This window comes from Mesorhizobium sp. CA10 (genome assembly GCF_020165285.1).
Lineage (GTDB): Bacteria > Pseudomonadota > Alphaproteobacteria > Rhizobiales > Rhizobiaceae > Mesorhizobium.
Genome location: NZ_JAIUHV010000005.1, coordinates 86,487 through 106,210, shown reverse-complemented (window position 1 = coordinate 106,210; position 19,724 = coordinate 86,487). Strand labels below are relative to the sequence as shown.

Sequence of the window (19,724 nt, the reverse complement as noted above, 5' to 3'; positions counted from 1 at the left end):
CAGGAACTACCAGCCGGATGTAACTCGTCGTAGATTCTGAGTGGTAATTGCAGCCTTGAGATAGGCCGTGGCCTTCGCGATTCCGTCATTCTATGGCGGAGTAAGGAGCGAAGCGACGCGCGCAGACCATAGAATCCATTCCGTTACGTTGAGGCCCTTCTGCGGTCCAGAATTCTGCTCCGCTGCACTCCACGGCTAAGGTCACGGAATGGATCACCGGCTCTGCGCGTCCGCTGGGCTCCCGCTCCGCCCGGGGATGACGAGTCTCCGCAAAATCTGCGTGACAAAGTTTGACGTTTACGTAAAAAGAAGGCGCGGAATCGACGCGTGGTTTCGCTTCGGCCATGCACTAGGATTGGCTGAAACGGAGGAGGAGCAGACATGTATCGCGCGCCGGTCGAGGACATCGCCTTCACGCTGAAGCAGGTAGCGGGACTGAAGCCGGCACTTGATGCCGGCATTTTCGGCGATCTCGGCGAGGACCTTGTCGACGCGATCCTGGCCGAGGCCGGCCATTTCGCCAGCGAGGAAGTGGCTCCCCTCTACAAGATCGGCGACGAGCAAGGCGCTGTGCTGAAGGACGCCGCCGTCACCACGCCGCCCGGCTGGAAGGAGCTCTACCGGCGCTGGATCGAGGGTGGCTGGAACGCGCTGTCCGGTCCTGAGGAATTCGGCGGTCAGGGCCTGCCGACCATGCTCGGCGTCGCCGCGCTCGAAATGTGGAACTCCGCCGCCATGGCCTTTGGCATCGGCCCAACGCTGACCATGGGCGCGGTCGAGGCGCTCGACACACACGCCTCGGAGGACCTCAAGGCCAAATACCTGGCAAAACTCGTCTCCGGCGAGTGGATGGGGACGATGAACCTGACCGAGCCGCAGGCGGGCTCCGACCTCGCGGCCTTGCGCAGCCGCGCCGAGCCCGTCGGCGACGGCACTTACCGCATCTTCGGGCAGAAGATATTCATCACCTATGGCGAGCACGATTTCACCGACAACATCGTGCATCTGGTGCTGGCCAGGCTGCCCGACGCGCCGGCCGGCACGCGCGGCATCTCGCTGTTTTTGGTGCCGAAGTTTTTCGTCAACGACGACGGTTCGCTCGGCGCCCGCAACGACGTCTTCTGTTCCGGCCTCGAGCACAAGCTCGGCATCCATGCCTCGCCGACCTGCACCATGATCTACGGCGACGCTTTTCAAGGCTCCACACCCGGCGCCATCGGTTGGCTGATCGGCGAGGAGAACAAGGGTCTGGCCTGCATGTTCACCATGATGAACAACGCCCGCCTTGCCGTCGGCATGCAGGGTGTGGCGGTGGCCGAGACCGCCACGCAGAAGGCGATCGCCTATGCCAACGAGCGCCGCCAAGGCAAGGCTTCCGCTTATACGGGCGCTGGCATGGCGCCGATCGTCCATCACCCCGATGTACAGCGCAATCTGCTCACCATGAAGGCGCTGACCCAGATCGCCCGCTCGATCGCCTATTCCTGCGCCCACGCCATCGACCGCGCGCGCGTCGGCGAGGGCGAGGCCGCCGCCAATTGGCGCGACCGCGCCAACCTGCTGACGCCGCTTGCCAAAGCCTTCTCGACTGACATCGGCGTCGAGGTTGCTTCTCTCGGTGTCCAGGTGCATGGCGGCATGGGCTTCATTGAGGAGACAGGTGCCGCAGCGCTTTATCGCGACGCGCGCATCGCGCCGATCTATGAAGGCACTAACGGCATCCAGGCGATCGACCTTGTGGCGCGAAAGCTGCCGCTCGGCGGCGGCGAGCATGTGCATTCCTATATCGGCGAATTGAAAGCGGTGGCCGATGCGGTGCGCATCTCCAACATTGAGGGTTTCGGCCGCACCGCCGACAATCTCGACCGTGCGCTGGCCGATCTCGAAGAGGCGACGCGTTTCCTGCAGAAGCTCGTGGCCGATGGCAAGACCGACGCCGCGATGGCCGGTGCCACGCCCTATCTGCGCCTGATCTCGCTCGCTGCCGGCGGCGCCTATCTGGCGCAGGCCGGGCTGGCCGACCGCGGCCGCGTCGCGCTCTGCCGCTTCTTTGCCGAGAACCTGCTCGGCGAGACGCGCGCCCTGAAGGAGCGTGTCGTCAATGGCGCCGAGAGCCTCGCCGCCGCCGGCAAGCAACTGATTTCCGCTTGACGTTCACAAGGAAAAAATCGTGACAGACCATATCCTCGTCGAGCGCCAGGGCGCCGTGCAGATCATCCGCATCAACCGCCCGGACAAGAAGAACGCGCTGACGCGCGCCATGTATGCGAAGATGTCGGCGGCGCTGGCCGAAGGCGATGCCGATCCGGCGGTCCGCGTCCATGTCTTCCTCGGCGTTCCAGGCGCCTTTTCCGCCGGCAACGACCTGGCCGATTTCCTGGTCATCGCCACAGGCGGCGAGGGCGGCAACGAGGTCTGGGATTTCCTGATGGCGCTGGCCAAGGCCGAAAAGCCGATGGTGTCGGGCGTCGACGGCATCGCCGTCGGCATCGGCACCACGCTCAACCTGCATTGCGACCTGACCTTCGCCACGCCGCGTACGCTGTTCCGCACGCCCTTCGTCGATCTCGGCCTGGTGCCTGAAGCCGGCTCCAGCCTGATCGCGCCGCGGCTGCTTGGCCGGCAGGGTGCCTTCGCGTTGCTCAGCCTGGGCGAAGGCTTTTCGGCCGAGCGCGCCAAGGCCGCGGGTATGATTTACGATGTCGTCGCGGAAGACTCCCTCGAAAGCGCGGTGTTGGCCGCCGCCAACGACATCGCGGCCAAGCCGCCTGAGGCGCTGAAGATCGCGCGCGACCTGATGCGCGCGCCGCGTGAGGAATTGATCGCCCGCATCGAGGTCGAAAGTGAGCATTTCCGCGAGCGGCTCAAATCGGACGAGGCGCGCGGGGCGCTCACCGCCTTCATGACGCGCAAGAAGGGCTGAGCCCTTCGCCTGCGGCACCGTTCAAGGATAAAGCCGCGTCTTGTCCCAGCCGGCGGCGTTGCGCGAGAAAAGGATGCGGTCGTGCAGGCGGAACGGCCTGTCCTGCCAGAACTCGATCGTCTGCGGCAGGATGCGGAAACCCGACCAATGTTTCGGTCGCGGGATCTCGCCGATGGCGTAGCGCGCCGTGTATTCGGCTACCGCCTTTTCCAGCGCGAACCGGCTTTCCAGCGGCCGCGACTGTTTCGAGGCCCAGGCGCCGATGCGGCTGCCGCGCGGGCGTGTCGCGTAATAGGCGTCGGCCTCGGCGTCGCTGACGATCTCCACCGGCCCGCGTATCCGCACCTGGCGGCGCAGCGATTTCCAGTGGAAGCACATCGCCGCCTTCATGCTGCCAAGAATCTCGCGGCCCTTGGCGCTCTCGAAATTCGTGTAGAAGACAAATCCCTTTTCGTCGAACCCCTTGAGCAGCACCATTCTCACATCCGGCATGCCGTCGGCGTCGACGGTTGCCAGCGCTACGCCGTTGGGATCGTTGGGCTCGCTTTTGGTGGCGTCCTCCAGCCATGCGGCAAAGAGCCTGAACGGCTCCGCGGCCTCGGTGAAGTCACTGCTTGTTAACTCAGTTTCGTTCATAGTTTTCCGAATTTTTACCGTTGCGGGAGGAGTTGGCCGATTGTCGCGTATCGCGCAAGCTTTTGACAGCAGGCAATGGGGCGTTATCGCTTCTGCCAGCGTCAAGGCTGTGGTCGTGACGTTGGCGCTACCGCTTGCCGGCTGCGGTGCCGGCGGCTTCAGTCTCGAAAAGGCCGACGTCGACCGCTCGATCATCACCTCCAGCGCGCCGTCGTCGCCGGCTGCCCCGGCGGCTGATAAGGACTCCGACCAGACCACCATCGGCAACGCCGTTTCCTCCGCCGACTTGAAGGAGCTTGCCGGCCAAGCGGTGCCATGGGCCAATGCCGGGACCGGGTCCCGCGGCGCGATCACCGAACTGGTGGAACTGAAGGATGGCGGCCTGACCTGCCGCCGCTTCAGCGCCACGCGCGAGAGCTTCGACGGCGTCGCCCTCTACAAGGGCGAGCTGTGCCTAGCCGAGGCCGGCGGCTGGCGCATGCAGGAATTCAAGGCGCTCTGATTATCCGGCACTCCGATTTTCGGGCGCCATTGCCCTTGCGCCACTGGAATTTCTTCCTATGCGAGCGCATATAGGAGGCGACTCATAAATCCATTCTCTCATGCAGGCAGGAAGCATGCGCGACCCCTATGAGGTGCTGGGCGTTGCCAAGAACGCATCGGCCAAGGACATAAAATCGGCTTACCGCAAGCTCGCCAAGAAGTATCATCCGGACCAGAATCCGAATGATCCGAAGGCGAAGGACCGTTTTGCCGCCGCCAACCAGGCTTACGAGATCGTCGGCGATGAGAAGACGCGCGCCGCCTACGATCGCGGCGAGATCGACGCCGACGGCAAGCCTAAATTCCAGGGCTTTGAAGGCGCAGCCGGCGGCGATCCGTTTGCCGGATTCCGCCGTCAGCAAGGCCCCGGCGGCGCGCATTTCGAATTTCGCAGCGGGCGCCCGGGCGGCGATCCGTTCGACGGCAACAGCGACATCTTCAGCCAGATTTTTGGCGATGCCTTCTCCGGCGCCCGCGGCGCCGGCCGGGCCGACCGCCGTCAGCCGGTCCAGGCCGCGGACCTCAACGTCACCATGGATATCAGCGTCGAGGAGGCAGCCACCGCCGATAAGGTGACGGCGATGTTCCCCGACGGCCGCAAGGTGGCGGTCAAGCTGCCGGCCTATGTCGAGGATGGCCAGACGATCCGCTTGAAGGGCCAGGGCGAGCAGGGTCCGGGCCAGCCTGGCGACGCGCTGGTCAAGATCCACATCCGCCGCCATTCGCGCTATCGCATCGAAGGCCGCGACCTGCATGTCGATCTTCCCGTCGATCTGTCCGATGCGGTGCTCGGCGCCAAAGTGGCGGTCGAGACGCCGACCGGCAAGCTCGCGGTCAACGTGCCCGCATGGTCGAGCTCGGACAAGGTGCTGCGCCTCAAGGGCAGGGGCCTGCCGGAAAAGGCAGGCGGCCATGGCGATCTCTATGCCCATGTGCGGCTGATGCTGCCGGAAGGCGGCGATGCCGAACTCGAGGCCCTGATGCGCCGCAGAAAAGGCTGATTGAGGGAATTTTGTTCCTGTTGCAGTGTCTTTTGAGCGCTTGAAGGGGCTTTGTGCCTGTGCGATAGGCTCTCCACAAAGCAGATATTCTTGCGGAGAGCTTGCACATGGCGGGTGGACAGGGCCTGATGGCCGGTAAGCGGGGCCTGATCCTGGGCGTCGCCAACAATCGGTCGATCGCTTTCGGCATCGCCAAGGCTTGCGTCGATCACGGCGCCGAAATCGCTCTGACCTATCAGGGCGAGGCCTTCAGGAAGCGCGTCGAGCCGCTCGCGGCCGAACTCAACGCGCATGTCGCAGGCCATTGCGACGTCACCGACCCGGAAAGCCTCGACGCGGTCTTCGCCGACATCGCCAAGCACTGGGGCAAGCTCGACTTCCTCGTCCACGCCATCGCCTTTTCCGACAAGGACGAGCTCACCGGCCGTTATGTCGAGACGACGCGCGACAATTTCCTGCGGACCATGGACATTTCGGTCTATTCCTTCACCACCATCGCCAAGCGCGCCGAGCCGCTGATGACCGATGGCGGCTCGCTTTTGACGCTGACCTATTACGGCGCCGAGAAGGTGATGCCGCATTACAACGTCATGGGCGTCGCCAAGGCGGCGCTGGAAGCAAGCGTGCGCTACCTCGCGGTCGATCTCGGCGCCAAGAAGATCCGCGTCAACGCGATCTCCGCCGGTCCGATCAAGACGCTGGCCGCCTCCGGCATCGGTGATTTCCGCTATATCCTGAAGTGGAACGAGTACAATTCGCCGCTGAAGCAGACGGTCACCCAGGAAGAGGTCGGCGATTCCGGCGTCTATTTCCTGTCGGACCTGTCGCGCGGCGTGACCGGCGAGGTCCATCATGTCGATTCCGGCTACCATGTCGTTGGCATGAAGGCGGTCGACGCGCCGGATATCTCGACTGTCAAGGACTGATCCTTACCTCCGCCCATCCTTCGTCCCAGGCCCTGGCCCGACCTTGGAAGACCTGATGTATCCGCTCGTCTACATCGCGCGCCACGGCCAGACTGAGTGGAATGCCGAGCGCCGCCTGCAGGGCCAGGCCGATACCGATATCAACGAACTTGGCCGCGAGCAGGCGACGCAAAACGGCCGACGGTTGGCGGAACTCATCGGAAATCCTGCGGATTTCGATTTTGTCGCCAGCCCGATGCGGCGCACGCGCGAGACGATGGAGCTGATGCGCGCCGCGATGGGGCTCGATCCTTCCGCCTACCGCACCGATCCACGCCTGGTTGAGCTAAGTTTTGGCGACTGGCAAGGCTTCACCTTCGCCGAACTGGAGAAGCGTGCCCCCGGTTCAACCGATGGCCGCCGCCACGCCAAATGGGATTTCCAGCCGCCCGGCGAGGGCGCGGAAAGCTACGAAATGCTGCTCGAGCGGATAAAGCCGTGGCTGGACGCGCTGCGCCGGCCGACGGTCTGCGTCACCCATGGCGGCGTCATGCGCTGCTTTTTCCGCTTGGTCACTGGCATTTCCAAGCAGGAGGCCGCCAGCCTCGATGTCCCGCAGGACCGCCTGCTCCGGCTGGAGGGCCGCAGCCTGGAGTGGCTTTGAAGGTTAGCATCGTCATTCTAGGGCGAAGCAGGAGCGAAGCTCCGTCGCGGAGACCCTAGAATCCATGCCGTGACCTGGATCAAATGGTAAAAACGGTGCAGAAGAGAACTCGTTCTGCACCGCTGCAAAGCGTCGACGTAACGGAATGGATTCTAGGGTCTGCGCGCGTCGCTACGCTCCTTGCTTCGCCCTAGAATGACGAAACACGGACGCTCCAGCCTCTAACTCGAAAGATTAGTTCTGGTCGCTGTCGGGCAACTGCATGTCCGTCACGACATTCTCGCCATTGGTCACGTCATAGGCGATGACGATGTCCATGCCGGGCTTCAGCGAGTCGATGTCGGTCTCGGCGTTGAGCTTGTAGGCCTTGCCGTCGTCGAGCGTCAGCGTCAGCGTGTCCTTGTCGACCTTCTTGATCAGGCCTTCGGTTTGGCCGGCGAACGCGGCGGCGGTGGAAATCATCAACATGGCGCAGACCGCGCCAATCAGGGTACGCATCGTCGTCCTCTTTAGGTCATTGCGCCAGCTTGTCAGCGGCGGGTCCTCAACGGCGGATGGGAAGAGAGCAGAAACCAACCGAATGTGTCAAAACTAAATCCGCCACATCACAGTTTGATGCACACCCGATCACCGTTTGACCACTGTGGAAAACGCCAATAGAAGCAGCCTTAACCGGGTTCCCTCACCGGGGCAGGGCGTATTCTCATGTCTCACAACACATTCGGCCATCTCTTCCGCGTCACCACCTGGGGTGAAAGCCATGGCGCCGCGCTCGGCTGCGTTGTCGACGGCTGCCCGCCCGGCATCCGCTTCAAGCGCGAGGACATCCAGGCCGAGCTCGACCGCCGGCGGCCCGGACAGTCGCGCTTCGTCACCCAGCGCCGCGAGCCGGACGAGGTCAAGATCCTGTCCGGCTTCATCCTAGACGAGGACGGCGAGACGATGATCACCACCGGCACGCCGGTGTCGATGCTGATCGAGAATGTCGACCAGCGCTCCAAGGACTATGGCGAGATCGCCCGCCAGTATCGGCCAGGCCATGCCGACTACACCTACGACGTCAAATACGGCCTGCGCGATCACCGCGGCGGCGGCCGCTCCTCGGCGCGTGAGACGGCAGCGCGGGTGGCGGCGGGCGCCCTGGCGCGCAGGATAGTGCCCGGCATGGTGGTGCGCGGCGCGCTGGTCTCGATGGGCGAAAAGTCGATCGACCGCGCCAACTGGAACTGGAATTTCGTCGGCGACGCCGAGAACCCGTTCTTCACCCCGGATCCGGCCTCGGTCCCGGTCTTTACCGCCTATCTCGACGGCATCCGCAAGGCCGGCTCTTCGGTCGGCGCGGTGATCGAGATCGTCGCCGACGGCGTGCCGCCCGGCCTCGGCGCGCCGATCTATGCCAAGCTCGACCAGGATATCGCCTCCGGCCTGATGTCGATCAACGCCGTCAAGGGCGTCGAGATCGGCAATGGTTTCGAGGCGGCCCGCATCACCGGCGAACAGAACGCCGATGAGATGCGCATGGGCAATGACGGCAAGCCGGTGTTCCTGTCCAACAATGCCGGCGGCATACTGGGCGGCATCTCGACCGGCCAGGCGATCGTCGCCCGCTTCGCCGTCAAGCCGACCTCGTCGATCCTGACCCCGCGCCAGTCGATCGACAAGGATGGCAAGGATGTCGAGGTGATGACCAAGGGCCGCCACGACCCGTGCGTCGGCATCCGCGCCGTGCCGATCGGCGAGGCCATGGTTGCCTGCGCGATCGCGGATCATTATCTGCGGCACAGAGGACAGACAGGGAAGGGAGTAGGCAGTAGGGATTAGGCAGTAGACCGCCCGACACAGCCGTTTTCTTTCTTCTACTGCCTACTGCCTACTGCCTACTGCCTAATTCCTGCGAGTGAAGCGAGCGCCGATGCCTTACGACCAGAAGAAGATCGTCGAAGCGATCCGTGCCTTCGAGCGCGGCGAGATCGTCGTCGTCATGGACGATGACGGGCGCGAGAACGAGGGCGACCTGATCGTCGCCGCCGTCCATTGCACGCCGGAGAAGATGGCCTTCATCGTCCGCAACACCTCCGGCATCGTCTGCACCCCGATGCTGCGCGAGGACGCGAGGCGGCTGAACCTCGCGCCGATGGTGGCGGATAATGATTCCGCCCACACCACCGCCTTCACCGTCAGCGTCGATTTCAAGCACGGCACCACGACCGGCATTTCCGCCGACGACCGCACGCTCACCGTGCGCAACCTTGCCAACGGCAATGTCGGCCCATCGGATTTCGTGCGCCCCGGCCACATCTTCCCGCTGATCGCGCGCGAAGGCGGCGTCTTGATGCGCTCCGGCCATACGGAAGCCGCGGTCGATCTCTGCAAGCTCGCCGGCCTGCCGCCGGTCGGCGTCATCTCTGAGCTGGTCAATGATGACGGCACGGTCAAGCGCGGGCCGCAAGTGCAGGCCTTTGCCGAGGAACATGGGCTGAAGCAGGTCTCGGTCGCCGACCTCATCGCCTATCGGCAGCGCAAGGAGACGCTGGTCGAACGCGTCGCCTGCTCCGACATCGACACGCCCGGTGGCAAGGCGCAGGCCTTTACCTACACGCTGCCCTGGGATTCCATGCACCATCTCGCGGTCGTCTTCGGCGACATCCGCGATGGCGAGGAGGTGCCGGTACGGCTGCACTCGGAAGATGTCGTTACCGACGTCTTCGGCACCAGCCACCGGCTCGACGGCATCATGAAGGCGATGGGCGAGCGCAGGCGCGGCGTCATCGTCTATCTGCGTGAAGGCTCGGTCGGCGTCGCCCATCAGGAGCGCAAGCGGCCCGCGAGTGGCGACCGCGAGGACCATGAGGAAGCCCGCCGCCGCGAGAACGAATGGCGCGAGATCGGCCTTGGCGCCCAGATTCTCAGGGACCTGGGCATCTCCTCGATCAACCTGATCGCCTCGCGCGAGCGCCACTATGTCGGCCTCGAGGGATTTGGCATTCACATCGCCAAGACCGAGATTCTGTAGTCCGTCGAAGGACCTGACGCGCCAGAGGTCCTAGCGGCAGTCTGATTGATGGAGCCTCCGCGACGCAGGCGATTGGCGGAAGCCTCCGCGACGTCGTCATCCACGGGCGGAGCAAGGAGCGAAGCGACGCGCGCAGACCCGAGGATCCATTCCGTGACCTCGAAGCGCCGCGACGGTTCAGAATTCTGCTCCGCTGCGCTCTATGATCAAGGTCACGGAATGGATCCTCGGGTCTGCGCTTCGCTTCGCGTCGCTCCGCCCGTGGATGACGAAGTCGCGAGGGTCTCGGCCAATTCCGAACGCTGGCGAAACGAGTGCTGGACGCTTCGTTCGATCACTCCGCCGGAACCACCGCCTCGCCCCTGTCCACATCGCAATCGTCCGTCGCCAACCGGCATTGACCGGCGAGCACGGTGACCAGCGCGGTGGCGCCGGCCGCGACCGAAACCCAGAACCCGTTCTGCGGGCCGAAAGTGTCGACCGTCCAGCCGGCGGCAAAGGAGCCCAGCGCCATGCCGATGCCGATGCCGGTCGTCACCCAGGTAACGCCTTCGGTCAGCATCGCCGCCGGCACGTGGCGCTCGATCAGGCCGAAGGCGGTGATAAAGGTGGGCGAGATCGCGACGCCGCTGACGAACACCGCGAGCGCCAGAGTCGGCACAGTGTCGGCAAAGAGCAGCGGCAAGGTGGTGAGCGCGATCACGGTGACCGCGACCGCCAATTGCCGCTGCAGCGGCACCTTGAGGCTGAGCGCGCCGACGATGATGCCCAGCACGAAGGATCCCAGTGCATAGACGCCGATGACGAGGCTCGCCGCCTCAGGCTGGCCAAGCTCCTTGGTGATCGCCACCGTCGTCACTTCCGTCGTGGCGAAGGTCGCGCCGACGAATATCAGTGCGAAGGTGATGATCTGCACCGGCCGCAGGCGGATCGCCGAGCCGGCCGCGCCATGTTCGGCCGGGCGGACCGGCGGCTCGGACGAGCGCTGCAGCAGGAATGCCGCCGAGCCGAGCGCAAGCAGCAATGTGCTGACCACCATGCCGGCTTCCGGGAACAGCGCGGCGCTCAAGCCCACCGACAGCGAGGCGCCGGCGACATAGACCAGTTCGTCGGCGGCCGATTCGAAGGCGAACGCCGTGTTGAGCTCCGGCCGGTCGCGGAAGATCTCGGTCCAGCGCGCCCGGACCAGCGCCGGGATGCTGGGCATGGCGGCGGCAAGTAGCGCCGAGCTGAACAACGTCCAGATAGGCCAGTGCTGGTTGGCCGCGACGATCAATGTCGCGAAGGAAAGCACCGAGACGAGCGTCATGGGTGCTGCGATCGCCGTCTGGCCACGTCGGTCCACCAGCCGCGACACTTGCGGCGACAGGAAAGCATTGACCAGCGCATAGGTCGCCGAGACGGCGCCGGCCAGCCAGTATTCGCCATGTGTCTGCGACAGCATCGCCACGATGCCGATCGGGGCCATGGCGATCGGCAAGCGCGCGATGAAAGCCGCCGCGGCGAAGCCTTTCGTGCCGGGAGCCCGAAAGATGTCGCAATAAGGATTTCGCATGATCCTGCTCCTCGACAACGGTGCATACTAAAATTACATACGCTGCGTATGACTGTGAGATAGTTCATACGCCACGTATGTCAATTGGCATACGAGGCGTATGTGAGTAGGGCCAGAACCATGCACAGACCGCGCAAGGAGATGATCGCCGAGACGCGCGCCAAGCTGATCGCGGCCGCTCGCCATGCTTTCGGCACGATCGGCTATGCCGAGGCCTCGATGGACGATTTCACCGCGTCGGCCGGCCTCACGCGCGGCGCGCTCTACCATCATTTCGGCGACAAGAAGGGACTGCTGCAGGCGGTGATCGCGGAGATCGACGGCGAAATGGCTGTGCGGGTGAACGAGGTGGCTTCGAAAGCGCCCACCCGCTGGCAGCATTTCGTCGACGAATGCACCACCTATATCGAGATGGCGCTCGAGCCGGAAATCCAGCGCATCATGTTCCGCGATGGCCCGGCGGTGCTCGGCGATCCGGCGCAGTGGCCGAATGCCAGCGCCTGCACCGCCTCGATGACCAACCATCTGACCAGGCTGCAGGAAGAGGGCGAGGTCGTTCCGGAGCTTGATCCCGAGACGACCTCACGGCTGATCAATGGCGCCAGCAGCCAGGCCGCGCAGCGCATCGCCAATTCGACGGACCCCGAGGCGACCTCGAAAAAAGCGATCACGGCCTTCAAGCAGTTGCTCGAAGGCTTGCGAAAGAAGCCTTGACGGCACGCTCGGGTAATCAAGCCACCGGCTTATGCACCGGTTTCGGGCCGGCGCAACCCTGCCGCGATTGACAATCGCCGGGGCGAGCGCATCCTCCACCGCCAACTCTGAAGGTGAGGGGAGTCGGGGCCATGTGGGACTTCAGCATCGCCAGATCCGTGTCGATCATGATGCGGACATGGCCGTTCATCGTCTTTCGCATGATCGTCTATTTTGGCATCACGGTCGCCTACATCATGGCGACCGGTACGGGCGCCAGCGTCGGCTACGGCGTCGGCCACATCTCCACCGATCCCGACGGCCCGATGTCCTTCGCGCTGTGGGGTGGCGTGGTCGGCTTCGGCGTCGTCTCGATCGCCGTCTACTGGATACGCGAATACATCCTCTATGTGTTGAAAGCGGGCCATATCGCCGTCATGGTGCATCTGATCGACGGTCATGATGTCCCCGACGGCCAGGGCCAGATCGCCTACGCGAAGGAAGTGGTCACCCAGCGTTTTGCCGAGGCCAACATCCTTTTCGTCGTCGACCAGCTGGTCAAGGGCGCCATCCGAGCCATCACCGGCCTGATCGGCGGCATCGCCGCCTTCCTGCCCATTCCGGGCCTGAGCGGTATCGTCAGCTTCATCAACACGGTGATCCGCCTGTCGCTGACCTATGTCGACGAGATCATCCTCGGCTACAACATCCGCATCAGTTCGAACTCGCCATTCGAGACGGCGAGGCAAGGCGTCGTGCTCTACGCGCAGAACGGCAAGCACATGGTCAAGAACGCCGTCTGGCTGGCGGCGATCATGTGGGGCGTGTCCTTCGTCATCTTCCTGTTGATGCTGGCGCCCGCGGCCGCCATTCTGTGGGTCATGCCGGGCCAGCTTGCCGGCTGGGCCTTCGTGCTGGCCATCGTCTTTGCCTGGGCCTTCAAGGCAGCTTTCATCGAGCCATTCGCCATCGCCTCGCTGATGCAGGTCTATTTCGAAGCCATCGAAGGCCAGGCGCCCAATCCCGAATGGGACCGGCGGCTCGCCGAGACCTCGTCCAAATTCAGGGAACTGCGCGACAAGGCGCTGGGCTCTTTCGGCGGCGGCTCGCGCTGGGATACGCCGAGGGCCGCCTGATCATGGCTTTGATGCGCCGTCGAGCTTTGCGATTGCCGATTTAAGCGGCGCCTCGCCGGCGCCGCGAAACGTCTCGCTCATGACCAGTTCGGGCAGCGGCAGGCGCTTGCCCCAGCCATGCGCCTCGAGGTCCGGCTTCGGCGCGAAGGCCGAGACGCGGCCGACGCACAGATAGGCGATCGGCGTGACATGCTCCGGGATCGCGAGAAGCCGCTTCAGTGCCTCGGTCTCGATGATGCTTACCCAACCGACGCCGACACCCTCCGCCCGCGCCGCCAGCCAGAAATTCTGCACCGCGCAGACGGTGCTGTAGAGATCCATCTCCGGATTATGCCAACGCCCGAGAGGCGAGTCCTTCGAGCGCTGCCGGTCGCAGGTGATGCACAGGTTGAGCGCGCTTTCGCAAATGCCCTCGAGTTTCAGCTTGCGGTAGAGCGCCTGCCGTTCCGCCTCGATCGCCGGCAACTCCTGCTCGCGCGCGGCGAGGAACAGGTCGCGCACTTGTCTGCGCCGCTCGGCGTCGCGGATGACGATGAAATTCCACGGCTGCATATAGCCGACCGACGGGGCGTGATGCGCGGCGGTGATGAGCCGCGCCAGCACATTGTCATCGAGATCGTCGGGGACGAAATGGCTGCGCACGTCGCGCCTGGTGAACATGGCCCGGTAGACCGCGTCGCGCGCCAATTGGTCAAAGTCGTCGCCGCTCGCGGCGATCGCTGCTGCTGTCATCGCTTTCCCCTTGCGACAAGCAGTCCCCCGCCTGACCAAGCGGAAAACCATGTCTGCCGGGCCGGTCTTCTGGCTCGGGATCGTCCCGCATCCGGCGCCTTCCCGTCTTCGACAGTGGCGTGTGCCGGCGCGGTCCCCCTTACAGTGTTGGGCACGCCACGGAGTTCAACCGTGTTCCCGATTCTCCCGCGTCGCGGGCACCTGGCAGCGATGCGACCTTACAGCGAAGCTTGGGCCGCGCCAATGGCGTTAGCGACACGGCAAGACGCGATTTCCCCAGCCATTCGGCCTGCCAAACATGGTCATTCGGCCGCCAGGTCCCTAGATTAGGCGCCATGGCCACCCGTCTCTATACGCACCCGATCTTCCTCGAACACCTCACGCCGCCCGGCCATCCCGAGCGGCCCGACCGCCTGCGTGCCATCGAGCGCGTGCTCGACGACGAGGCGTTTTCGGCGCTCGACCGCGTCAAGGCGCCGGAAGGCGACGAGAAAACGATCTTCTATGCGCACCCGGAGGATTTCGTCGAGCGCGTGCGCGGGGCGATCCCTGAGAGCGGGATCGTGTCGATCGACGCCGACACTAGCGCCAGCCCGAAAAGCTGGCAGGCCGTGGTGACGGCGATCGGCGGTGCCAACGCGGCGGTGGACGACGTCTTCGAGGGCCGTGCGGCAAACGTCTTCGTCGCCGCGCGTCCGCCTGGACATCATGCCGAAAAGACCACGGCAAGGGGTTTTTGCCTGTTCAACACGGCGGCGATTGCCGCCCGTTACGCGCAGAAGAAGCACCAGGCCGAGCGCGTCGCCATCGTCGACTGGGATGTCCACCACGGCAACGGCACGCAGGACATCTTCTGGGACGACCCTTCGGTGCTCTATTGCTCGACGCACCAGATGCCGCTTTACCCGGGCACCGGCGCGAAGAACGAGACCGGCGCCGGCAACATCGTCAACGCGCCGCTGGCGCCGCAGACGGGGAGCGATCTCTTCCGCGACGCCTTCCTGTCGCGCGTGCTGCCCTCGATCGACGCGTTCGCGCCGGACCTGATCATCATTTCCGCCGGTTTCGATGCGCACCATCGCGACCCGTTGGCCGAGATCAACCTGACCGAGGACGATTTCGACTGGGCGACCGGGCAATTGATGGAACGCGCCGGGCGCCATAGCTCCAACAGGCTCGTCAGCCTGTTGGAAGGCGGCTACGATCTGCAGGGACTGGCATTTTCAGTCGCCGCCCATGTCGGGCGGCTGATGAAGGGATAGGGTATGGCATTGGAAGGCAATGAGGACGTCAAGGCGATGAGCTTCGAACAGGCGCTCGACGCGCTGGAGAAGATCGTCGATGATCTTGAGCGCGGCGACGTTCCGCTCGACCAGTCGATCAAGATCTATGAGCGCGGCGAGGCGCTGAAGGCGCATTGCGACCGGCTGCTGAAAGCGGCCGAGGACAAGGTCGAGAAGATCAGGCTGTCGCGCGACGGCAAGCCGGTGGGAACTGAACCGCTGGACGCCGACTGAGGTGTTGATATTCAGGTGAGGCCGGCCTGCAAATGGCAACTTCCTGCGCTTCCGGTGCTCACGTACTTCAAGTACGCTCCGCTCCGGTTCTCGGAAACCACCATTTTCGGCTCGGCCTGACCTGAATCTCAACACCTCAGCGGATGATCTCAGACCGGGTAAGGGCAAAGAAAGCAGGTAAGGAGTTCAAGCCATGTGCCGCAACATCAAGACCTTGGCCAATTTCGAGCCGCCGGCGACCAATGACGAAGTGCATGACGCAGCGCTGCAATTCGTGCGCAAGCTGAGCGGCTCGACCAAGCCGTCCAAGCGCAACGAGCATGCCTTCTACCATGCCGTCGAGGCGATCGCCGCTGTCGCGCGCGAATTGATCGATTCGCTCGAAACCAACCAGGAACCGCGCAACCGCGAGGAAGAGGCCGCCAAGGCGAAGGCAAGGTCGGCGCTGCGTTTCGCCTGAGGGAACCGACATGAGCTTCTTTCCGGGAAACGACCCCGAACCCGGCGATGCCTTCGCCTGCGACCAGATCGAGCTGATGGTCGTTCCAAACGCCAAGGACATCGGCGGCTTCGAGGTGCGCCGCGCTCTCCCGACGGCAAAACGCCGGCTGGTCGGGCCGTTCATCTTCTTCGACCGCATGGGCCCGGCGATCCTGCGCGCCGGCCATGCGCTCGACGTGCGTCCGCATCCACATATCGGGCTTTCCACCGTCACCTACCTGTTCGACGGCAGGATCAGGCATCGCGATTCGCTCGGCACCGAAATGGTGATCGCGCCGGGCGACGTAAATTTGATGACTGCCGGGCGCGGCATCGTTCATTCCGAGCGCACGCCGCAGGAATTGCGCGGCGCGCCGATGTCGGTTTCCGGCCTGCAGACCTGGCTGGCGCTGCCCGACGGCAAGGAGGAGATTGCTCCGGTGTTCGCGAACACGTCGGTGGCCCGCTTGCCGCAGATCGATGCCGAGGGTGTCAGCGGCCGCGTCGTCATTGGCGCGTTCTCAGGCCTGCGCTCGCCCGTGGCGACCGCCTCGGACACGCTTTATGCCGATCTCAGGCTGGCCGCCGGCGCCAGCGTGAGGATTCCAGCCGATGCCGAGGAGCGCGCCATCTACACGCTGGAAGGCGACGTCTCGATCGCCGGCGATGTTTTCCCGGCCGAGCGGCTCCTGGTGTTCAAGCCGGGCGAGGAGATCGTGGTCTCTTCCGAGCGCGGTGCGCATTTCATGCTGTTCGGCGGCGCTTCGCTGGGCTCCAAGCGCTACATCTGGTGGAATTTCGTCTCGTCCTCCAAGGAACGCATCGAGCAGGCCAAGCAGGAATGGAAGACGGGCCGCTTCGATATCGTTCCCGGCGATGAGGAGGAGTTCATTCCGCTGCCCGAGAACTAAGGTGTGTTGATATTCAGGTGAGGCCGGCCTGCAAATGCCGGTTTCCTGCGCTTCCGGTGCTCACGTACTTTGAGTACGCTCCGCTCCGGTTCTCGGAATCCATCATTTTCGGCGCGGCCTAACCTGAATCTCAATACACCTTGCAGCGTAGCACGCGTCACTGACGCACATTTACATTCGCCCGCCGGCGGACTATTGCCGCGCATGATTATGGCGCAATCTGCTGATAGCGCCGTGTTCGATCGATAAGGCAGGACGCGCCCGAGTGAAGCCAGACACGCCGCTGCTCGACAAGGTCCGCATTCCGGCGGATTTGCGGACGCTTGATGAGAGCGCGCTGCCGCAGCTTGCCGCGGAGCTCCGCGCCGAGTTGATTGATGCCGTGTCGCAGACCGGCGGTCATCTCGGCGCCGGCCTCGGCGTCGTCGAACTGACCGTCGCGCTGCACTACGTTTTCAACACGCCGCAGGATCGGCTGATCTGGGACGTCGGCCACCAGGCCTATCCGCACAAGATCCTGACCGGCCGCCGCGACCGCATCCGCACGCTGCGCCAGGAAGGCGGCCTCTCTGGTTTCACCCGGCGGGCCGAGAGCGAATACGACCCGTTCGGCGCCGCGCATTCCTCGACCTCGATTTCGGCCGGTCTCGGCATGGCCATGGCCCGCGACTTCTCGGGCGGCCGCAACAATGTCATTTCCGTCATCGGCGACGGCTCGATGTCGGCCGGCATGGCTTTCGAGGCGCTGAACAATGCCGGCGCGCTCGACGCCCGGCTGATTGTCATCCTCAACGACAACGACATGTCGATCGCGCCGCCGACCGGCGCCATGAGCGCCTATCTGGCCAGGCTCGCCTCCGGCAAGGCCTATCTGGGCCTTCGCGATTTCGGCAAGAAGCTGACATCCTATCTCGGCAAGCGCGCCGACCGCGCCATCACCCGTGCGGTCGAGCATGCGCGTGGTTACGTCACCGGCGGCACCTTGTTCGAGGAGCTCGGCTTCTACCATATCGGCCCCATCGACGGTCACAATCTCGAACATCTGATCCCGGTGCTGAGGAACGTCCGTGACAATGGCAAAGGCCCGGTGCTGATCCATGTCGTGACCCAGAAGGGCAAGGGCTACGCGCCGGCGGAAGCCGCGGCCGACAAATATCACGGCGTCAACAAGTTCGACGTCATCACCGGCGCGCAGGCCAAGGCGCCGGCCAACGCGCCCGCCTACACCAAGGTCTTCGCCGAAAGCCTGATCCAGGAAGCGCGCGAGGACGACCGCATCGTCGCCATCACCGCCGCCATGCCGAGCGGCACCGGTCTCGATCTCTTCGGCGAGGTGTTTCCGAAGCGAACCTTCGATGTCGGCATTGCCGAGCAGCATGCGGTGACCTTCGCCGCGGGGCTCGCCACCGAAGGCTACAAGCCTTTTGCCGCCATCTATTCTACCTTCCTGCAACGCGCCTACGACCAGGTCGTCCATGATGTGGCGATCCAGAAACTGCCGGTGCGCTTCCCGATCGACCGCGCCGGTTTTGTCGGTGCCGACGGCGCCACCCACTGCGGCGCTTTCGATACGACCTTCCTGGCCACGCTGCCGGGCTTCGTTGTCATGGCCGCCGCCGATGAGGCGGAGCTGCGTCATATGGTGCGCACCGCGGCGGCCTATGATGACGGCCCGATCGCCTTCCGCTATCCGCGCGGCAATGGTGTCGGCGTCGACATGCCGGAGCGCGGCTCGCTGCTGGAGATCGGCAGGGGCCGCATCCTCAAGGAAGGGACCAAGGTCGCGCTGCTTTCCTTCGGCACGCGGTTGCAGGATTGCCTCTTGGCGGCCGAGGAACTTGGCGCTGCCGGCCTTTCCACCACCGTCGCCGACGCCCGCTTCGCCAAGCCGCTCGACGAGGATCTGATCCGGCTACTCGCCCGTTCGCATGAGGTGCTGGTGACTGTCGAAGAGGGCGCCATCGGCGGCTTCGCCAGCCAGGTGCTGCACTTCCTTGCCCATGAAGGCCTGCTGGAAAGCGGCCTCAAGGTGCGGCCGCTGGTGCTGCCGGACGCGTTCACCGACCATGCCAAGCCGGAGAAGATGTATGCCGATGCCAGGCTGGATTCGGCAGGCATCGTCCGCACGGTCTTCGCCGCGCTCGGTCGCGGCGTGCAGGCGCAGCGCGCCTGAATCAGGGCTTCAAGCGGTGAATCGTTTTTCCGGATGCCAGATGTAGGTATCTGTTAACGCTCCCGTTTGGCGGTTCGCTTACCCTGTCTCTTGGCCGATTTTCAACGGCGCCCTGCTAGAAGCTCGGGCCAGGCAGGGAGACAACCAAAAATGAGAACGCTTCTGTGCGGAGTGGCCCTTTTGGCGGCCGTGACGGCCCCGGCGGCAGCCCAAACACGTTACGACCGCAATCTCGAAAAGGCGGTGCTGGATATCATTGCCGGCAAGATGGGCAATATCCGCGGCGGCTTCTCCTATAAGCAGGTTCCTCAACTCGTCGTGCTGCCGGATGCAGGTCCCGTCGCGCCCACTCCGGTTGAGCCGCCGCGCAAGCAAGCCTCCGGCAATGACGGCCTGATGCCCGCCGTCGAGCGCCAGGTTTCGCGCACCATTTTTTAGAACCACATATCGCGCACGCAGCGGCCGTCGCGCGGCAGGTCGTCAAAAGTGTCGAGGCCGTCGAAATGGTCGATCGGCAGGTCGGCGACCTCCTCGGGCGGCGCAAGCCTGACATTGACAGCGATGCGCGTGCGGCCGCTTTCGCCGGAGCGCAGGCCACGCCAGGCGACCACGCAGGCGCAGGTCGGACAGAACAGGATTTCCAGCGCAGGCTCCGCCACCTCGGCGCGTGTGTACGATTTCAGCGGTCCGGCGACGCGGATGCGCTCATCGACATAGTCATAGGCCCAGAGCGCTCCGTAGCGGCGGCAAAGCGTGCAATTGCATGCGGTGATTGCGCCGGGATCGCCCTCCAACGTCCAATGAACCGCGCCGCAATGACAGGTACCCTTCAGCATGCCACC

The 19,724-nt window shown here is 64.3% G+C and carries 21 protein-coding genes and 1 riboswitch; of the genes, 16 read left to right on the top strand and 5 right to left on the bottom strand.

The features are described 5' to 3' along the window. Window positions 1–381: 381 nt before the first annotated feature. The gene (locus LB535_RS12880; RefSeq protein WP_224632448.1) at window positions 382–2,151 is read left to right on the top strand and encodes an acyl-CoA dehydrogenase family protein; all 1,770 of its coding nucleotides are present in this window, start codon (window positions 382–384) and stop codon (window positions 2,149–2,151) included. 19 nt (window positions 2,152–2,170) lie between these two features. Further along, the gene (locus LB535_RS12875) at window positions 2,171–2,923 is read left to right on the top strand and encodes a crotonase/enoyl-CoA hydratase family protein (protein ID WP_224632447.1); all 753 of its coding nucleotides are present in this window, start codon (window positions 2,171–2,173) and stop codon (window positions 2,921–2,923) included. A 21-nt stretch (window positions 2,924–2,944) separates the two neighbouring features. Here the strand turns inward: LB535_RS12875 and pdxH are convergent, their stop codons facing one another. Further along, window positions 2,945–3,664, bottom strand: a complete 720-nt coding sequence (pdxH, locus tag LB535_RS12870; protein WP_411962463.1) for a pyridoxamine 5'-phosphate oxidase — start codon at window positions 3,662–3,664, stop codon at window positions 2,945–2,947. Between pdxH and LB535_RS12865 the strand changes: the two genes are divergently transcribed. From LB535_RS12865 to LB535_RS12850, 4 genes are all read left to right on the top strand, one after another. Next, complete coding sequence (locus tag LB535_RS12865; protein WP_224605157.1) at window positions 3,600–4,061, top strand: RT0821/Lpp0805 family surface protein; 462 nt, start codon at window positions 3,600–3,602, stop codon at window positions 4,059–4,061. The two genes, pdxH and LB535_RS12865, sit on opposite strands and share 65 nt — an antisense overlap. 115 nt (window positions 4,062–4,176) lie before the next feature. Further along, entirely contained in the window at window positions 4,177–5,103 is a 927-nt protein-coding gene (locus tag LB535_RS12860; RefSeq protein ID WP_140845846.1) for a DnaJ C-terminal domain-containing protein, read from the top strand. A 107-nt stretch (window positions 5,104–5,210) separates the two neighbouring features. Beyond that, window positions 5,211–6,029, top strand: a complete 819-nt coding sequence (fabI, locus tag LB535_RS12855) for an enoyl-ACP reductase FabI (RefSeq protein ID WP_095766743.1) — start codon at window positions 5,211–5,213, stop codon at window positions 6,027–6,029. Window positions 6,030–6,084: 55 nt separating this feature from the next. After that, window positions 6,085–6,672 (top strand): histidine phosphatase family protein, encoded by a 588-nt coding sequence (locus LB535_RS12850; RefSeq protein WP_224632446.1) that lies wholly within the window; start codon window positions 6,085–6,087, stop codon window positions 6,670–6,672. 234 nt (window positions 6,673–6,906) lie between these two features. Here LB535_RS12850 and LB535_RS12845 read toward each other — a convergent pair whose 3' ends face one another. Continuing rightward, window positions 6,907–7,170: a DUF1344 domain-containing protein gene (locus LB535_RS12845; protein WP_224632445.1), complete on the bottom strand. Its 264-nt coding sequence runs from the start codon at window positions 7,168–7,170 to the stop codon at window positions 6,907–6,909. A 207-nt stretch (window positions 7,171–7,377) separates the two neighbouring features. On the opposite strand from LB535_RS12845, the gene aroC reads away from it, so the two are divergent. Together aroC and ribB are read left to right on the top strand one after the other, a co-directional pair. Further along, window positions 7,378–8,493, top strand: coding sequence for a chorismate synthase (gene aroC / locus LB535_RS12840; protein WP_140845848.1), 1,116 nt, complete (start codon window positions 7,378–7,380; stop codon window positions 8,491–8,493). A 91-nt stretch (window positions 8,494–8,584) separates the two neighbouring features. Continuing rightward, complete coding sequence (ribB, locus tag LB535_RS12835) at window positions 8,585–9,685, top strand: 3,4-dihydroxy-2-butanone-4-phosphate synthase (protein ID WP_224605146.1); 1,101 nt, start codon at window positions 8,585–8,587, stop codon at window positions 9,683–9,685. 334 nt (window positions 9,686–10,019) lie between these two features. Here the strand turns inward: ribB and LB535_RS12830 are convergent, their stop codons facing one another. Beyond that, the gene (locus tag LB535_RS12830; protein WP_224632444.1) at window positions 10,020–11,240 is read right to left on the bottom strand and encodes an MFS transporter; all 1,221 of its coding nucleotides are present in this window, start codon (window positions 11,238–11,240) and stop codon (window positions 10,020–10,022) included. 120 nt (window positions 11,241–11,360) lie between these two features. On the opposite strand from LB535_RS12830, the gene LB535_RS12825 reads away from it, so the two are divergent. After that, the gene (locus LB535_RS12825) at window positions 11,361–11,954 is read left to right on the top strand and encodes a TetR/AcrR family transcriptional regulator (RefSeq protein WP_095766748.1); all 594 of its coding nucleotides are present in this window, start codon (window positions 11,361–11,363) and stop codon (window positions 11,952–11,954) included. 131 nt (window positions 11,955–12,085) lie between these two features. Then, on the top strand, window positions 12,086–13,069 hold the full coding sequence (locus LB535_RS12820; RefSeq protein ID WP_224632443.1) for a hypothetical protein: 984 nt from the start codon (window positions 12,086–12,088) through the stop codon (window positions 13,067–13,069). Here the strand turns inward: LB535_RS12820 and bluB are convergent, their stop codons facing one another. After that, entirely contained in the window at window positions 13,070–13,801 is a 732-nt protein-coding gene (gene bluB, locus LB535_RS12815; protein ID WP_224632442.1) for a 5,6-dimethylbenzimidazole synthase, read from the bottom strand. 41 nt (window positions 13,802–13,842) lie between these two features. Beyond that, window positions 13,843–14,021, bottom strand: a riboswitch (cobalamin riboswitch). Between the two features lie 115 nt (window positions 14,022–14,136). Between bluB and LB535_RS12810 the strand changes: the two genes are divergently transcribed. From LB535_RS12810 to LB535_RS12785, 6 genes are all read left to right on the top strand, one after another. Next, window positions 14,137–15,063 (top strand): histone deacetylase family protein, encoded by a 927-nt coding sequence (locus tag LB535_RS12810; protein ID WP_224632441.1) that lies wholly within the window; start codon window positions 14,137–14,139, stop codon window positions 15,061–15,063. 3 nt (window positions 15,064–15,066) lie between these two features. After that, window positions 15,067–15,318 (top strand): exodeoxyribonuclease VII small subunit, encoded by a 252-nt coding sequence (locus LB535_RS12805; RefSeq protein WP_095766752.1) that lies wholly within the window; start codon window positions 15,067–15,069, stop codon window positions 15,316–15,318. Window positions 15,319–15,511: 193 nt separating this feature from the next. After that, a complete protein-coding gene (locus LB535_RS12800) occupies window positions 15,512–15,778 on the top strand; it encodes a DUF2277 domain-containing protein (RefSeq protein WP_095766753.1) in 267 nt (88 codons plus the stop codon). A gap of 10 nt (window positions 15,779–15,788) precedes the next feature. After that, the gene (locus LB535_RS12795; protein WP_224632440.1) at window positions 15,789–16,709 is read left to right on the top strand and encodes a pirin family protein; all 921 of its coding nucleotides are present in this window, start codon (window positions 15,789–15,791) and stop codon (window positions 16,707–16,709) included. A 265-nt stretch (window positions 16,710–16,974) separates the two neighbouring features. Beyond that, on the top strand, window positions 16,975–18,882 hold the full coding sequence (dxs, locus tag LB535_RS12790; RefSeq protein ID WP_224632439.1) for a 1-deoxy-D-xylulose-5-phosphate synthase: 1,908 nt from the start codon (window positions 16,975–16,977) through the stop codon (window positions 18,880–18,882). A 171-nt stretch (window positions 18,883–19,053) separates the two neighbouring features. Beyond that, window positions 19,054–19,320, top strand: a complete 267-nt coding sequence (locus LB535_RS12785) for a hypothetical protein (RefSeq protein WP_224632664.1) — start codon at window positions 19,054–19,056, stop codon at window positions 19,318–19,320. On the opposite strand, the gene LB535_RS12780 is transcribed toward LB535_RS12785, so the two are convergent. Continuing rightward, on the bottom strand, window positions 19,317–19,718 hold the full coding sequence (locus LB535_RS12780) for a GFA family protein (protein ID WP_224632438.1): 402 nt from the start codon (window positions 19,716–19,718) through the stop codon (window positions 19,317–19,319). The genes LB535_RS12785 and LB535_RS12780 overlap by 4 nt on opposite strands. Window positions 19,719–19,724 lie beyond the last annotated feature (6 nt).

Coding starts and splice junctions, on each gene's coding strand:
- aroC (WP_140845848.1), top strand. CDS start 7,378: ATGTCTCACAACACATTCGGCCATCTCTTCCGCGTCACCACCTGGGGT.
- LB535_RS12830 (WP_224632444.1), bottom strand. CDS start 11,240: ATGCGAAATCCTTATTGCGACATCTTTCGGGCTCCCGGCACGAAAGGC.
- LB535_RS12825 (WP_095766748.1), top strand. CDS start 11,361: ATGCACAGACCGCGCAAGGAGATGATCGCCGAGACGCGCGCCAAGCTG.
- LB535_RS12780 (WP_224632438.1), bottom strand. CDS start 19,718: ATGCTGAAGGGTACCTGTCATTGCGGCGCGGTTCATTGGACGTTGGAG.
- LB535_RS12850 (WP_224632446.1), top strand. CDS start 6,085: ATGTATCCGCTCGTCTACATCGCGCGCCACGGCCAGACTGAGTGGAAT.
- LB535_RS12820 (WP_224632443.1), top strand. CDS start 12,086: ATGTGGGACTTCAGCATCGCCAGATCCGTGTCGATCATGATGCGGACA.
- bluB (WP_224632442.1), bottom strand. CDS start 13,801: ATGACAGCAGCAGCGATCGCCGCGAGCGGCGACGACTTTGACCAATTG.
- fabI (WP_095766743.1), top strand. CDS start 5,211: ATGGCGGGTGGACAGGGCCTGATGGCCGGTAAGCGGGGCCTGATCCTG.
- LB535_RS12805 (WP_095766752.1), top strand. CDS start 15,067: ATGGCATTGGAAGGCAATGAGGACGTCAAGGCGATGAGCTTCGAACAG.
- LB535_RS12845 (WP_224632445.1), bottom strand. CDS start 7,170: ATGCGTACCCTGATTGGCGCGGTCTGCGCCATGTTGATGATTTCCACC.
- LB535_RS12810 (WP_224632441.1), top strand. CDS start 14,137: ATGGCCACCCGTCTCTATACGCACCCGATCTTCCTCGAACACCTCACG.
- LB535_RS12795 (WP_224632440.1), top strand. CDS start 15,789: ATGAGCTTCTTTCCGGGAAACGACCCCGAACCCGGCGATGCCTTCGCC.
- LB535_RS12860 (WP_140845846.1), top strand. CDS start 4,177: ATGCGCGACCCCTATGAGGTGCTGGGCGTTGCCAAGAACGCATCGGCC.
- LB535_RS12800 (WP_095766753.1), top strand. CDS start 15,512: ATGTGCCGCAACATCAAGACCTTGGCCAATTTCGAGCCGCCGGCGACC.
- ribB (WP_224605146.1), top strand. CDS start 8,585: ATGCCTTACGACCAGAAGAAGATCGTCGAAGCGATCCGTGCCTTCGAG.
- LB535_RS12880 (WP_224632448.1), top strand. CDS start 382: ATGTATCGCGCGCCGGTCGAGGACATCGCCTTCACGCTGAAGCAGGTA.